This window comes from Moritella sp. 28 (assembly GCF_018219435.1).
Classification (GTDB): Bacteria; Pseudomonadota; Gammaproteobacteria; order Enterobacterales; family Moritellaceae; genus Moritella.
The window spans coordinates 425,408-441,211 of the sequence record NZ_CP056121.1 but is presented as its reverse complement, the minus strand read 5'-3'; the positions used below and the strand labels follow the sequence as shown (position 1 = coordinate 441,211).

The 15,804-nt window shown below is 40.4% G+C and carries 11 protein-coding genes and 1 tRNA gene; 6 read left to right on the top strand and 6 right to left on the bottom strand.

The annotated features are described in order from the left end of the window. Nucleotides 1–7: 7 nt before the first annotated feature. The 3 genes from HWV02_RS02045 to HWV02_RS02035 all read right to left on the bottom strand — a co-directional run bounded on the left by HWV02_RS02045 (nucleotide 8) and on the right by HWV02_RS02035 (nucleotide 4,073). Nucleotides 8–1,372: an endonuclease/exonuclease/phosphatase family protein gene (locus HWV02_RS02045; protein ID WP_211689568.1), complete on the bottom strand. Its 1,365-nt coding sequence runs from the start codon at nucleotides 1,370–1,372 to the stop codon at nucleotides 8–10. 439 nt (nucleotides 1,373–1,811) lie between these two features. Then, nucleotides 1,812–3,443, bottom strand: a complete 1,632-nt coding sequence (locus HWV02_RS02040; protein WP_211689567.1) for an endonuclease — start codon at nucleotides 3,441–3,443, stop codon at nucleotides 1,812–1,814. Nucleotides 3,444–3,988: 545 nt separating this feature from the next. Beyond that, a tRNA-Leu gene (locus tag HWV02_RS02035) sits at nucleotides 3,989–4,073 on the bottom strand. A gap of 269 nt (nucleotides 4,074–4,342) precedes the next feature. Here HWV02_RS02035 and HWV02_RS02030 point away from each other — a divergent pair. Then, a complete protein-coding gene (locus tag HWV02_RS02030) occupies nucleotides 4,343–4,900 on the top strand; it encodes an RDD family protein (RefSeq protein WP_211678259.1) in 558 nt (185 codons plus the stop codon). 119 nt (nucleotides 4,901–5,019) lie between these two features. Here HWV02_RS02030 and lptG read toward each other — a convergent pair whose 3' ends face one another. Together lptG and lptF are read right to left on the bottom strand one after the other, a co-directional pair. After that, nucleotides 5,020–6,087 (bottom strand): LPS export ABC transporter permease LptG, encoded by a 1,068-nt coding sequence (gene lptG / locus HWV02_RS02025; protein WP_211678258.1) that lies wholly within the window; start codon nucleotides 6,085–6,087, stop codon nucleotides 5,020–5,022. After that, complete coding sequence (gene lptF, locus HWV02_RS02020) at nucleotides 6,084–7,199, bottom strand: LPS export ABC transporter permease LptF (RefSeq protein WP_211678257.1); 1,116 nt, start codon at nucleotides 7,197–7,199, stop codon at nucleotides 6,084–6,086. The genes lptG and lptF overlap by 4 nt, the downstream gene beginning before the upstream one ends. 194 nt (nucleotides 7,200–7,393) lie before the next feature. On the opposite strand from lptF, the gene pepA reads away from it, so the two are divergent. From pepA to HWV02_RS01995, 5 genes are all read left to right on the top strand, one after another. Further along, nucleotides 7,394–8,917 carry a leucyl aminopeptidase gene (gene pepA / locus HWV02_RS02015; protein ID WP_211673851.1) on the top strand — a complete coding sequence of 508 codons (1,524 nt, stop codon included), beginning with the start codon at nucleotides 7,394–7,396 and terminating at the stop codon, nucleotides 8,915–8,917. Between the two features lie 219 nt (nucleotides 8,918–9,136). Then, the gene (locus HWV02_RS02010) at nucleotides 9,137–9,457 is read left to right on the top strand and encodes an EthD family reductase (protein ID WP_211678256.1); all 321 of its coding nucleotides are present in this window, start codon (nucleotides 9,137–9,139) and stop codon (nucleotides 9,455–9,457) included. Nucleotides 9,458–9,626: 169 nt separating this feature from the next. Continuing rightward, nucleotides 9,627–10,070: a DNA polymerase III subunit chi gene (locus tag HWV02_RS02005; protein ID WP_045111972.1), complete on the top strand. Its 444-nt coding sequence runs from the start codon at nucleotides 9,627–9,629 to the stop codon at nucleotides 10,068–10,070. A 33-nt stretch (nucleotides 10,071–10,103) separates the two neighbouring features. Beyond that, nucleotides 10,104–12,965: a valine--tRNA ligase gene (locus HWV02_RS02000; RefSeq protein WP_211678255.1), complete on the top strand. Its 2,862-nt coding sequence runs from the start codon at nucleotides 10,104–10,106 to the stop codon at nucleotides 12,963–12,965. A 236-nt stretch (nucleotides 12,966–13,201) separates the two neighbouring features. After that, nucleotides 13,202–15,319 (top strand): bifunctional diguanylate cyclase/phosphodiesterase, encoded by a 2,118-nt coding sequence (locus tag HWV02_RS01995; RefSeq protein ID WP_211678254.1) that lies wholly within the window; start codon nucleotides 13,202–13,204, stop codon nucleotides 15,317–15,319. Between the two features lie 8 nt (nucleotides 15,320–15,327). Here the strand turns inward: HWV02_RS01995 and rraB are convergent, their stop codons facing one another. Next, nucleotides 15,328–15,690 carry a ribonuclease E inhibitor RraB gene (rraB, locus tag HWV02_RS01990; protein ID WP_045111975.1) on the bottom strand — a complete coding sequence of 121 codons (363 nt, stop codon included), beginning with the start codon at nucleotides 15,688–15,690 and terminating at the stop codon, nucleotides 15,328–15,330. Between the last annotated feature and the right edge of the window lie 114 nt (nucleotides 15,691–15,804).

Sequence of the window (15,804 nt, the reverse complement as noted above, 5' to 3'; positions counted from 1 at the left end):
GCTACAATTATTGCAGTTTAGCTTTAATCCAAATCATACGGTGATCTGAAGAAACGGATTTACTGTCACCATATTGACCAAGACGAGCATCATTGAATAACTTACGTCCCTCCTCGTAAGATGCAGACCAATAAACACCAGCGTCAATAACATTCAAGTTTGCAGAAGGTATAGCGTAATCAACTGCAAGTCCGAATGTTGAAGATATACGGTTCGGTTTTGGATGACTAAGCCTTTTATCTGTTGCATGCTCTGATGCACCATAGCTAGTTGGATACAATTCACCATTCATCACACTCTGGTTTACTAAAGGATCATCATGAAGTGTTTGCATCACATCACTCTCTCCGTCTCCAGCTACTGGGTCAAGATTTTGATCACCCATAATAACGAATTTAGCATCGTCGGCTAACCCTCCATTCTGACCAGCATCGTCGTAGAAGAAGTCTTTACCTTGAATATATTGATTCCAAAACTTAACTTCAGCAGCATTTTGAGATTTATTTTTACCTGGATCGAATACTGGAGGCGTGGGGTGAGACATTAGAAGGTGTATAACTTCATCACCGTTAGCTGTTGGAATAATAATTGGAGCATCTACATGGTTCTTAGAAGAAAGGCGAACCTCCTCCCACTCTTCAGAATAATACCATTTATCGCCGCAGTTCATGCCATTAGGGATAGCCTGTGAACCGTCACAAATAGTGATCGTTGGAATTTTTTCACCTGCAAGATCTTTCCATTTGAACGTCTGGAAAGTACGTGTATTCTCAGAATCAATCTTATACTGAGACATCAGCGCGAACGCATATTGACCATGATACATACCAAACCCCCAAGCATCACCGGGGCCTCCAATGTGACCATCATTGTTTAGGTCGAGACCGCTAGATAGGCCAGTGTTTGTTGAATATGACTCAAAATATGGGAATGTAATTGGATCAAGATTAGCTTCCCCACCAGCACCATCGATACTTTGGGCTATAGATAAGTAATTATCTTGAAAGCCAATGAGTGCTGATTTATCTTCACCAATACCATCATTATTGTACTCAGCCATCATAAGCACACTAGGACGATTCTTCTGGATAACAGCAGCAACATTACGAATTTGGATAACGTTTTCTGCAGTTGCTTTATCAGCATCCGCAATTGAGCCGTCCAAGTAAGCAGTAACTAGTTCTTTTTGTTTTGCGGGTGTAACTTGCATCTCAGCGACAAGAGCTTCGAATGAATCACGATCAAATGAAAGATTATATGCTGCGATTTTCACTTCTATTGGTTGTACGGGAGTATCTATATATTTTGTATTAACACAACCCGAAAGAATAACGGAACTAACAACTAAAGCTAATGTAGAAAGAGTTTTCATCTGAATTACGTACCATTTAGAATAATTTAACCAATAATACATAAGCCAATACAAAAAATGCAATCTAAATCTAATCTATTGAATTAATTGCACAATTAAATAAAACCAATTCCAAAAGACAAGAATAGGACTGTAAAGTACCGGATATAGACAGGGGCTAATTTTCTAGGGGTTATAACGTAATTTTATTAGGGAGTATTTCAGGGATACTAATTAAGGGAAGAGATTCTAGTTTTTGATTGTGCTAGATACAACAAAGCCCCAACTTTCGTTGAGGCTCTATTACTTAAATATGGTGCCCGAGGGCGGACTTGAACCGTCACTCCTTCCGGAAGAGGATTTTGAAAGTTAACACTAGAAGAAAAGCCATTATCCTATGCTATTTGTGCCATTGAAAATAGAACTCACACACGCTGACAGATAGCGAACATAAATATTACTACAGCCCCCAAATAAGGTTTACAAACTCAGGGTGATCTACAAACGGATTTCTATTTTCTTGAAAATCAAATACTGCTTTATTTCGTGTGATTTCTTTTTGACTCACAGGATCGTTTTGATGCCAGCGTTTCAGCATATTCAATAACCAAGGTTCAAATACGCTCGTATTTGTACCGTTTAACACCGCGTTCGCACTGCTACTATTACCTTCCCAGTTCGCAATTTCATTTTCATAACGCGTGGCCATATAGAAATATGCACGAGCAAAGTCCCCTTTAAATTCATCAATAGGTTCAAATACAGTACCTGAATAGCCTAAATCAGTACGAGTAGAGCCCACTTTAGACCCATTACTTGATGTATACGTCGCATTACCTACTTCACCAAATGGCCAGTTACTTCGCTTTGAATTAACAAAACCATCCGTTGCAAAAAGATGGTGTCCATCTGAGTTCATCGGTTCAACTTTACCGCCAAACCAGCTTTTAGGAAATGAATGCTCACGATTATAGCAACCGCCTTCTTGCTTATATTGACCACATTGATCAGTCACTTTAGTAAAATTAATATTATCATTAGCACCTGGATTTTCGGAGTACATATCTAAAATTGAACCATCTTTTTCATAAATGGTATCTATATCAGCAACTTTGAGCAAGTCCCAAATACGGCTATAGCCCTGTCCATTATGGTGACGAATTATATTATAGAGTGCTGTTTTAAGTGGATAACCTGTAAGTCCTTCCGCTTGTTTATAATAAGATCCAAGCACTGGCGGCTCAGGCGGTAATGTTGGACTCGTATCACCAATTTTGAAACTCACTGATTTTATTTTTTGGAACTGACCACCAGAAAAAAGCGCTTCATTATTCGCAATGACACTGAAAGAACCATTACCTGAGGTACAACAGATCCCATCGCCATATGAATCACTGATCTCAAATATGTAATCGCCATCAACTAAGCACATAGCTTTAGTATTGGTCGTATCATTAGTGTAACCAGAACCAGAAAAAACGACATCACTCGCGCTACTCTTTAACACCCAGCTAGTTTCAGAAGCATAACTGTCTGTAACCAAAGTGAGTGTAGCCATCGTATTACTACACTTCTCGGTTGGCGTTGTTGGTATCGTCGCCGTATTTGTCGGTTGAAAATTATCTAAATAAACCACTTCCGAACCATCAAAGCCTGATTGATCATAAAATCGAACACCGACAACAATATTTTTACTTGTAGTTGCAGTATAACTATAACTGATATTTTGCCATTGATTGGTTTTAGTCGGGACGCTGTAATCACGATAACCATCTACATATAAACGTGCTTTTATCTTACCTTCAGTGTGATAGATAGAAGCAGTAAAGTCATAAGTATGACCCTTTAACACACTTACGGATTGTAAAAAATCAGTATTACTTTGAGTCCCAGTGTTGACGATTATCTTTGCCGACGTTGTCCCCGTGGTAATCTGTTCTGATGAAGCTGATACACTTAAACCACTGTCGATAGTAGACCAACCTGTAGGAGTATTTTCGTTCCAGAGCTCAAAGTCACCATTATCTACTTGAGCATATACACTTTGTGAAGCAAGTAACATTGCCACAATATTAAAGTACATATATTTCATAATCTTACCTTGTTTTGATTTAGGTAAGTAATATATACATACCGCCTAAAAATAAAAACGACATGTATCGCAGATTCGTTAACTTCAGGATTTATCATTGATCTTGGCACTCAATCAACCACATTGATTACGTCTAACATGTTTATGGTTTTTCTTGTAGAACCCAGTTAGAAATAACGCAGCAACATTCAGCATCAATAAATTCACCTAATTACGCATATCAATCCCAAAGAGTCGATAATGGACAGGGTCAGGACCGGAATTACACCCAACCTACTCCCATGCTAATACTGTCACTGATGACCACCAGCAAAACTAACAATCCTCAAAGTACAGGGCAGCCTTGGATCTAGTGAGATTGCCTTACGCACAGATTCTGCATGCGAAAGTACCGGATATGGACAGGAGTAAGTTTTCTAGGGTAATAACGTGAGTTTATTAGAGAGTATTTTTAGGGATATAACGTAAGGAAAGATGGCTTAAGCTTTTGATTGTGCCAGAAACAACAAAGCCCCAGCGTTAGCTGAGGCTCTATTACTTAAATATGGTGCCCGAGGGCGGACTTGAACCGCCACTCCTTTCGGAAGAGGATTTTGAATCCACCGCGTCTACCGATTTCACCACTCGGGCATAGGTCAACATTATACATAGCAAACGATGCCAAGCAAGTCGTTTCTCATGTTCGTAAAACAACTGTTCAAAATTAGAGCAAAGTGCTGTGTTAAGTCATGATTTTATACGCCAACGAACACTTAACATCTTAAATATCAGCACAGTTAGCTTTGCACTATGGCTATTGATATCCACCAGCACTAACTATTTAGCACGACTAAGACTCACTTTTTTTGCTACACTGTTTCCACTTTCGAGATAACCCTGAAGACATGGCTGGATTCATAATGGCGAAGAAAAACAAACTCAGAAAACCAAAACACACACCTAAAATTGAAACAGGTGAAACGGCATCCATTGCCACTTTTGGCCCGCGTATTGGTGCGCTTGTGTATGACGCACTTATTGTTATTGGTATCGCTGCGATTGCCAGTGCAATAGGACTTGGTATTGCAGAAGCATTAATTGCATCTGGCATCGTAGATATCGCTGGCCGTTATGTAGATAGCGCGGCATATGTAGGCAGCCAAATTTGGTTTGCGATATTAGTATGGGGTTCAGTAGCAGGATTCTATTTGTGGTTTTGGACACACGGCGGTCAAACAGTTGGTATGCGCGCGTGGCGTTTACGCGTACAAAATACCGATGGCAGCGCAATTAGCTTAACCCAAGCGCTTATTCGTCTAGCAACTGCAGCATGTGGTTTAGGTAACTTACAAGTACCGTTTGATATGAAAAACAGAGCGTTTCAAGATCACTGGTCGAATTGTAATGTATTACGTTTAAGTAAAGAGCAAAACGGTTCATTACTGCGTTATGCCGACAAGCTAGAAAAGAAAAAATAGTTGATTTAGCAATACTTAGCGCCTAACGCTAAGCCGAAACAAAAATGGCAACCAATTGGTTGCCATTTTTACATTCATCTCTAAATATATTCTATCTACAGTAGGGTGAAATCGTCACGTTAACCATGTTTCCTTAACTGCACAACCGCAATCAAGGTAAAGATGGCACTGGGGACCACCGCCCCAAGAAACGGAGGAAACGAATACACCAAACTAATCGGGCCAAAAGTTTCACTGGCGAGGTAGAAAGTAAAACCAGCAACCACCCCCATCAAAATACGCGCGCCCATGGTTACCGTTCGCAATGGTCCAAATACAAACGACAAAGCCAGTAAGACCATGACTCCAATCGATATCGGTTGGAATATTTTCCGCCAGAAGGCTAGCTCATAACTTCCTGCGTCCTGCTTATTACTGTCTAAATAAGTAATATAAGAGTACAAGCCTGATATTGATAAATCCTCAGGATCAATCGTTACCACATCTAACTTTTCTGGTGTCAGCGTAGAATCCCAACGCAATGCAGGCAGTGTTGTCACAGTAATACTATCACTCTCGAAATGCGTAATACTAATATCTGTTAGTGCCCAGTGTTTGTCTGTATAAATAGCTTTACGAGCCAGGGTCGTTTTAACTAAACGCTGACTTTCTGAGAATTCATAAATCGTTACATTATGTAATTCACTGCCATTATTCACTTCACCAATATTAATAAAGTTATCTTTGTCTTTCGCCCAAACCCCTTTTTGAGCCCGAATAATGGATTGCCCAGACATAGCCTCACCACGCAACTGAGCAGCTTTTAGTTCGGTATAAGGCGCAACATATTCGCCCATCAACATCACCACAACCATCATTGGTATAGCAGTTTTCATTGCTGAAAGTACAATTTTAAAACGTGACTGACCAGCAGCTTGAATCACCACCAATTCAGACGAACTTGCGAGTGCTCCTAGACCAATCAACGCACCTAATAATGCAGCCATCGGAAAAAAAATTGTAATTTCGCGTGGCATTTTCAGCATCACATACATTAACGCTTCAAATAAACCGTATGTTCCCTCACCGACTGCTCGTAATTGTTCGACGTATTTAATCACCGCAGATAAGCCAACGAGGGTAAACAAACAGATCATAGTGGCAAATAAAATAGCCTTACCAATATAGATATCTAAAATTTTAATCACTGCTTATTTCCTCGGGAAAAACGCATTTTCACTTTATACACTAAATGATGATACCAAGAATAATTGGCTAAATTAAACGAAATAGCCAAAGCGAGCACCCCTGAATGAACAAGCCAGAAGCCGATTGATAACGGTAATTTGTCATCCAATATCGAAGAACGCGCTGCACTCAATAACATGAAATAAGTTAAAAACATTAATAACGCAGGGAATAGTTTCGCGTAACGTCCCTGCCTAGGGTTAACCATAGCTAAAGGTACAACCAATAACGTCAGCAGTGGAATTGATACTACTTGGGCAATACGCCATTGCAGTTCCACCTTGTGTTCGAATTCAGTTGAATTCCATAATTCAGACGTTGGTAACGCTTTCGTTCTACGACCACGCTCACGAACATCTTGTTCTTGAATAAATACGCGGTAAGTACTGAAATCAACAATACGGAAATCACGTTGTGATAATTCACCTTCATAACGTAGACCTTGGCTTAGCTTCAACCATTGTGAGCCATTTTCGTCAGACTCCACGTTACCTTTATCAGCTAATACAATGGAAGGACGCTCGCCTTCCTCCGAGGGTGATTTTGCAATAAATATTTTACGCATCGCTTTTTTGCTATCATAAGATTCAACATAGACCACAGCGCGACCACCATCAAGCGATTCAAAACGCCCCTGCTTCAATGTCGCTAAGCCGACATCAGCATCTATATTCTCGCGTAATTTCACGCGACCTTCTTCCGCTGTAGGCGCATAAACAAACGCATTAAAAGCCACCAGACCAATCGTTACTGATGATAATAATAACGACGACATTAGTATCCGACTCGGGGTATACCCACAGGCAGTTAAGATCACCATTTCACTTTCAGCGTACAACCGCCCATGCGCAAACAAAATACCAATGAATAAACTCACAGGTAAAATTAATGTGCCTAACGCTGGCATGGTATACAACAACATCTCTATCACTAAATTAGCAGGTAAAGCACCTGTCATTACCTTTGAGAGCAGTGCAACAAACTGCTGGCTCACAAAGATAAGTGATAAGATGAATAAAACAGCAATTTGTGATTTCACTGTCTCAGCAAATAAATATCGGAAAATTATCACTTAAAACCTATATTAGACTAATGTTTTGTATGAAATGCAGCTCATAATTAGGTAAACTCAGCTACAAATGCAGTTTAAATAGTTAACTGCACACCCATTTTATCTGAAAATGTTAGTTTTTAATTAACTAAATACGTATAACCCCCTATTATGTTATAAATATTTGATTTTGTCTTTAGGAAACCGGAGAGTCCATGGAGTTCAATGTAAAAAGTGGTAGCCCTGAGAAACAACGCAGCGCTTGTGTTGTTGTCGGAGTATTTGAACCACGTCGTTTATCACCTGCAGCAGAACAACTAGATAAGATTAGTGACGGCTATTTAAGTTCCCTACTACGTCGCGGTGATATCGAAGGTAAACCTGGTCAAGTATTGTTGCTTCATCATGTACCCAATGTACTGAGCGAACGTGTATTATTAGTTGGCTGTGGTAAAGAACGCGAGCTAGATGAGCGCCAGTACAAGCAAATTATCACCAAAACAATGAATACCTTGAACGAAACTGGTTCTATGGAAGCCGTTTGTTTCTTACCTGAGCTAAACGTTAAAGGCCGCGATACTTACTGGAAGATCCGCTTTGCCGTTGAAACAGCACGCGATAGTCGCTACCGTTTCGATCAGCTAAAAAGCAATAAAGAAGAAACCCGTCGTCCATTACGCAAAATGGTATTCAACGTTACTTCGCGTCGAGATTTACCAACAAGTGAAAAAGCCATTGCTCACGGTCTAGCTGTAGCAAGTGGTATGCGTCTATGTAAAGACGTAGCAAACATGCCGCCAAACATCTGTAATCCCGTTTACCTTGCTAATCAAGCACGCCAACTTGCTGATGACAGTGACAAGATCACAACACAGATTTTAGGTGAGCCTGAAATGAAAGAGTTAAAAATGGACTCTTACCTTGCAGTATCACAAGGTTCAGCTAATGAAGCTAAGATGTCGATTATTAATTATAAAGGTAATCCAGATCCTGACGCAAAACCGATTGTGCTGATTGGTAAAGGTCTGACATTCGATTCAGGTGGTATTTCATTAAAACCAGGCTTAGGCATGGACGAAATGAAATATGATATGGGTGGTGCTGCAGGCGTACTTGGTGCGATGAAGTCACTTGCTAAGCTAAATTTACCACTTAACGTTATAGGTATTCTAGCGGGTTGTGAAAACATGCCGGGTAGCAATGCTTACCGTCCAGGTGACATCCTTACAACCATGTCAGGACAAACCGTTGAAGTACTTAATACCGATGCTGAAGGTCGTTTAGTATTATGTGACGTATTAACCTATGTTGAACGTTTTGATCCAGAACTTGTTATTGACGTCGCGACCTTAACGGGTGCGTGTGTTGTTGCACTTGGTCATCACATCACAGGTTTACTGTCTACGCATAACCCACTGGCACATGAATTATTAAATGCGTCTGATCAAGCCGCAGATAAAGCATGGCGTTTACCAATTACTGACGACTTCCAAGAACAAATTGAAAGTCCATTTGCTGATTTAGCGAACATTGGAGGCCCTGGTGGCGGTACGATCACTGCAGCCTGTTTCTTATCACGCTTTACTAAAAAGTATCACTGGGCGCATCTAGACATCGCTGGTACTGCTTGGGTAAGTGGTAAAAATAAAGGCTCAACGGGTCGTCCTGTACCAATGTTGACCCAGTTCTTGCTTAACCGTACAGAACGAAATGAAGTGCAACAAGCTGACGAAGCTTAATTAATTTCATATCATCAATATCCAAAGGGTCGCTGTAGCGGCCTTTTTTATTCGACTACTTATCTAAAACCCCACCTTATTAATCAACTTTAGTATGAAAAAATACTGAATTAAGGGTTTCTAAAATGGCTGTCACATAAAATTAGCGTATGGTAATAATCACACAAAAAGTATAACGATTTATACTAATACCATTAATAAGGATATTAAGGTTACATCATGATAAACATCGCTAGTATTTATGAAAAAATGGACAAGTACCACTTCGATTTTGAGTATTACCTTAATATCCATATACCAATGTCGATTGAGATATTATCAAATGCAGAAGGGTTTAAAGGCGTAAAAGTGGAACGCGGTATCGATATATCTAACACTATCGACTCAACTTATGTCGCAATGTGCCATTACTATTTCGATACCTTAGAAAATTTCATGGCTGCCTTTATTCCTCACGCCGAAAAATTACAAGATAATGTAAGACACTATACTAACATCGAACCAACAATTCAGATCAACGAGGTTGAGTTCGCCCTCTAACATCTCCCTCAACACAAGGAACAGACTTGGTTTAGTATTAATTCCCGCAAATAACACAAAACACAGTATTCCCGCCGACAACTCTATTTTTCATCACTACCCTTTGTGATACTATGTGCTGTTATACTTATAATTGGTAAATGACTCAGTCATTGGCGCAAAACTACAGATGAAAAAAGTCACTTTTTATATTATGCAAGAATCTAAAAATGGCGTTGCGGCGAGTATGCCCCAGCACCATGAACTTGCCTGTAAACTAGCTGGTGAGTTTTATCAGCAAGGACAACGCGTCTATATTCACACCAACGATGAATCGGCAGCCAATCAGGTTGACGAATACCTTTGGCAATTAGATGCGAGCAGTTTTGTACCACATAATTTACAAGGTGAAGGTCCACGTAATGGCGCGCCCGTTGAAATCGGTTTTCAACCGCCCCGTCATCGCTATCAGGTACTAATCAACCTGCACGACCAGACACCGCAATTTGCAGTCAACTTTAATCAGATTATCGATTTTGTACCGCATCAAGACGGGCTAAAACAACAAGCTCGAGAGCGTTACAAACATTATCGTCAAACAGGGTTACAACTGTTAACTGTGAACGCCGAATAATCAATCAACCATTGAGAATTAGAAAGCAGACCTATGGAAAAAATATACAATCCCCAAGCCATTGAGCAATCGCTTTACCAAAACTGGGAAGAGCAAGGTTACTTCAAGCCAAACGGCGATCTAACAAAAGATGCATACAGCATCATGATCCCACCGCCAAATGTTACTGGTAGCCTGCACATGGGTCATGCCTTCCAACAAACAATTATGGATGCGCTGACTCGTTATAAGCGCATGCAAGGTAACAATACGTTATGGCAAGTGGGTACCGATCACGCCGGTATCGCAACACAAATGGTTGTTGAACGTAAGATTGCAGCTGAAGAAGGTAAAACACGCCACGATTATGGCCGTGATGCATTCATCGACAAGATCTGGGATTGGAAAAACGAATCAGGCGGTAATATCACTCGTCAAATGCGTCGTTTAGGCACATCTGTAGATTGGGATCGCGAACGTTTTACGATGGATGACGGTCTGTCTGAAGCAGTAAAAGAAGTATTCGTACGTTTATTTAAAGAAGATCTAATTTACCGTGGCAAGCGCCTAGTAAACTGGGATCCAAAATTCCACACTGCCATTTCTGATCTAGAAGTAGAGAGCAAAGAAAAACAAGGCAGCATGTGGTACTTCCGCTATCCATTAGCAGACGGCGAAACAACTGCTGACGGTAAAGATTACATCGTTGTCGCAACCACACGTCCAGAAACAATGCTAGGTGACTCTGCGGTCGCAGTACACCCGAAAGACGAACGCTATGCAGCGCTTGTAGGCAAAGAAATTATTCTTCCTATCGTTGGCCGCCGCATCAAAATTGTTGCTGATGATTATGCTGACATGGAAAAAGGCACGGGTTGTGTAAAAATTACACCTGCTCATGACTTTAACGATTACGAAGTTGGTAAACGTAACAACTTAGTCATGTTCAACATCCTAACTGAAAATGCTGATATTCGTGAAGAAGCGGAAATCATCAACTCAGACGGCACAGAAAATACTGAACTAACCTTCACTATCCCTGCTGAATACCAAGGCATGGAGCGTTTTGCTGCTCGTAAAGCAATAGTTGCTAAGTTTGAAGAACTTGCCCTACTAGAAAAAATTGAACCACATACACTACAAGTACCTTACGGCGATCGTAGTGGCGTTGTGATTGAGCCACTACTAACAGACCAATGGTATGTAAGTGTTGGCCCAATGGCGAAAGTAGCAACTGACGCAGTAAAAGAGGGCGAAATTCAATTCGTACCAAAACAATACGAAAACATGTACTTCTCGTGGATGAACGACGTACAAGATTGGTGTATTTCACGTCAGCTTTGGTGGGGTCATCGTATTCCAGCTTGGTATGATAACGAAGGTAATGTATTCGTTGGTCGTGATGAAGCTGAAGTACGTGCAGAAAACAACTTAGGTCCAGAGATTGCATTACGTCAAGACGACGATGTACTCGATACTTGGTTCTCATCTGCGCTTTGGACATTCTCAACGCAAGGCTGGCCACAGCAAACGCAAGATCTTAAAGTGTTCCACCCAAGTGATGTACTGGTAACAGGTTTCGACATCATCTTCTTCTGGGTTGCACGTATGATCATGATGACCATGCACTTCATCAAAGATGAAAACGGCAAGCCACAAGTACCATTCAAAACGGTTTATGTAACTGGTTTAGTACGTGATGAAGCTGGCGATAAAATGTCAAAATCAAAAGGTAACGTACTTGATCCACTAGACATGATCGACGGTATCGACCTTGAGTCGCTAGTACAAAAACGTACTGGTAACATGATGCAGCCACAACTTGCTAAGAAAATTGAAAAAGCAACGCGTAAAGAATTTGAAGGCGGCATTGAAGCTCACGGTACTGACGCACTACGTTTCACATTAGCAGCAATGGCATCGACTGGTCGTGACATTAACTGGGATATGAAGCGCCTTGACGGTTACCGTAACTTCTGTAACAAACTATGGAACGCAAGCCGTTACGTATTAATGAACACAGAAGAACATGATTGCGGCCAAAATGGCGGCGACATGGAATTCAGCCTAGCGGATCGTTGGATCCAAGGTCAATTCCAAGAAACCATCAAGACATACCGTGAAGCAGTTGATACTTACCGTCTCGATCTTGCTGCAAACATTGCTTACGAATTCACTTGGAACCAATTCTGTGATTGGTACTTAGAATTAACTAAGCCTGTATTCGCACACGGTACAGAAGCACAACTGCGTGCTACGCGTCATACGCTAGTAACAATCCTAGAAGAGTTACAACGTTTAATGCACCCTATCATGCCATTCATCACTGAAGAGATTTGGCAGCGTGTTGCACCACTTGCTGGTAAGCACACCGAAGGCGCAACAATCATGCTACAGGCATTCCCTGAATATGATGCGGCTAAAGTTGATGCACAATCAATGCAAGATCTTGAGTGGGTGAAACAATTCATTATCGCTATCCGTAACATCCGCGGCGAAATGGACATTAGCCCAAGCAAGCCAATCTCGATTTTGCTTAAAAATGTAGGCACTGAAGAACAACGTCGCCTAGACGAAAACCAACAGTTCCTTAGCTCACTAGCAAAACTAGAAGCAATCACATTACTTAACGAAAATGAAGAAGCACCAATCTCAGCAACATCACTATTAGGCAACATGGAAATCTTAATTCCAATGGCAGGCCTAATCGATAAAGATGCTGAAATTGCGCGTATCAACAAGCAAATGGAAAAAGTACAAAAAGACTTAGACCGTGTTGCAGGCAAACTAAACAACGAAAAATTCGTTGGTAAAGCGCCAGAAGCTGTTATCGCGAAAGAACGTGAGAAACAAGCGGAGTTTGAAAATACGATTGCTAAATTTAAAGCACAAAAAGCACGAATTGAATCGATCTAGTCGTTAAAATCGTACTTACCTATAAAGGGAGGGTTGAGTAATCAACCCTCCCTTTATTGTTTTTAAATACAACTAAATACTAAATCAACGTCACAATTATTTCTTCATATCTTGTAAAAACATTTCCATATCAGCACTTACGATGTAACATCTTTATTCGTAACAGTGTGTTGTTGTTATGGAAAACAACACCGCTTAACTATACATGTCGACACCAAGGAATGGAGTGATAGGTTATGGGCAGCAAGGAACCGCTAAATCACATATTAATTGCCGCTATTCAGCATTTACCCATAGGTATATTCTGGAAAGACATACATGGCCAATATCTCGGTTGCAATAAGCACTGCCTAGAATTATTCGATCTGCCTTCTGAACAGTTTATTATTGGGAAAACCGATGTTCAGCTAAAACCGGCATTCCAAGAAAAAAAACTTCCCAACGACGAGCTCTATCAAACCGACCAACAGGCGTTAAAATACGGCCGTAGTGTCATTGCAAAAAAAATGACCATGGAAACCATATACGGCGATGGTCAATATGAAATAACCAAGATCCCCCTTAAAAACAAAGCAGGTAAAATCACTGGTTTACTTGGCATTGCCGTGGATATCTCCAGTAAATGTCGCTCCGAGCAGAAGCTACAAGAAAAAACTGCATTACTGAATTCTATTTTTGATGCCCTTCCTGATTTCGTCATATACAAAGACATGCAAGGGCGAGTAATCGAATGCAACCGTACCGCGCTTAAATTCGCCAACAAGAAAAAATCCGATGTGATTGGTAAAACCATTGCACAATTATTGCCTGAAACAACAGCTAAATTAAGTCTCGATTATGATATCCAGCTCAAATCAAATTATAAAAGTGCCAACTACAAGATGGAGTTCACGCTCGAAGGCCGAGACATATACGTGGATGTACATAAGCACCCAGTCATTAAGAATAATGAATTAGTCGGGACGGTCAGCATATCTCGCGACCTTAAAGAACGCCGTATTACCTTACAAAAAATTGATAGATTAACAAAACACGACCAACTAACAAACCTATTAAACCGCGCCACATTCCTGAAAAAAATAGATAAAATAAAACCAGATTCTAAGTGGGGTATGCTACTCATCGATATCAAAAAGATGGGGTATATAAACAGCCATCACGGCACCGACATTGGGGATCAAGTAATTTTTTATGTCGGCGAGACAATTAAAAAAATAGCACCTGAACATGCTTACTTAGCGCGAATTCAAGGTGATCGATTTTCGATTCTCAGTGATCAAGCCAGTTCCCCCCAACAACTTGATAATTTATGCAATACATTAACGAATAAGCTTAACAAAAAAATTGCTATTCAAGGACATGTGATAGATCTGGCTATTTGTATTGGCGCAGCCAATTACCCCGATAGTATTAAAAATACCAAACACCTGCTGACTTGCAGTGAGCAAGCCTTACAGCGCTCACGTAAACATCTTGGGCAAAGTTACAGTTTATTTGATCCCGCCTTAGAAGCCCATGCCGAAGCAGAGAGGCGACTGACAGAAGACTTAAAATACGCCATACAGAAGAAGAACATCGACTTATATTACCAACCCATTATTGATAGTAAAACAAAAGTAGTATTGGGTGTTGAAGCGCTTGCGCGTTGGCATCACCCTGAACAAGGGCTTATTATGCCGATTAAATTCATTGCGCTAGCCGAAAAAAATAACTTAATTGGACAGCTTGGTGAAGTCGTATTAGAAAAAGCCTGTCAGCAATTAGCCCAATGGCGCGCCCACGATATCGATATCTTTATGGCCGTCAATTTGTCACCGATTCAATTTAATGATCCACAGCTCATCAATAAAATTAAACACTGTATCGACTATTACCAGATACCAGCACACCGACTCGAAATAGAAGTCACTGAAAGCGCCTTAATGGAATCAAACAAGACCGCAGACCAAATGCTAGAAGAATTAATAAAACTTGGCGTGCGTCTTTCTATTGATGATTTTGGCACAGGTTATTGTTCATTGTCTTATCTAAAAAATATGCCTGCACATAAAATAAAAATAGATAAATCCTTCGTCGATGAATTAGAAATCGATAAAACGACAACAGCAATAACACGCTCTGTGATCAGCTTAGCAAGAGAATTAAACATTACCGTAACAGCAGAAGGGATCGAAGAGCAATCACAAATGGAATGGCTACAAGCACAACAATGTGATCAACTTCAGGGGTATTTATTTAGTCGCCCGTTACCGAGCGACAAATTTTGTCTATGGTACAAAAAACATCATGCCACACACAATAATATGACTTATCTACAACACACAGAAACAACGCTGTCTATGCCAGTACTATAATGTAAGTGCTATGAGGCGTCTTCTTCGAAGTAAGTACCCCAACCATCATAAGTAACGTCTTGTTCGATAGACATTTTAAGTAACGCTTCGATATCACGCGTGATCGTATCGATATCAAGTTCAGTTTCAACAATACAATCGAATGCGAATACTGTTTGTCCGTCTTCAAGTTCAACTTCTTCTGGGTCTGATACATCGTAGCCCAGTTTAAATGCTGCAATAGCGGCTTTTTCTAACTGTGCAAAATCATCCCCAGCAAAGTGATGCTCAATTGAATACACAGCATCAGGATCACTGCCATCTTCTAATAAGTTATCAATGATCTCTTCAGCTTCGACTTTCAGCTCGGCAAATTCTTTTTCAAAATCCACTAGGTTAATCTCTTTAGTTATGATGTATGAAAGAATACTCTGGTTTTAATATTCATGCCATTAAATTATACCCAAAAAAAAATGCCAAACATAGGACTAGATAACACGGCAGCA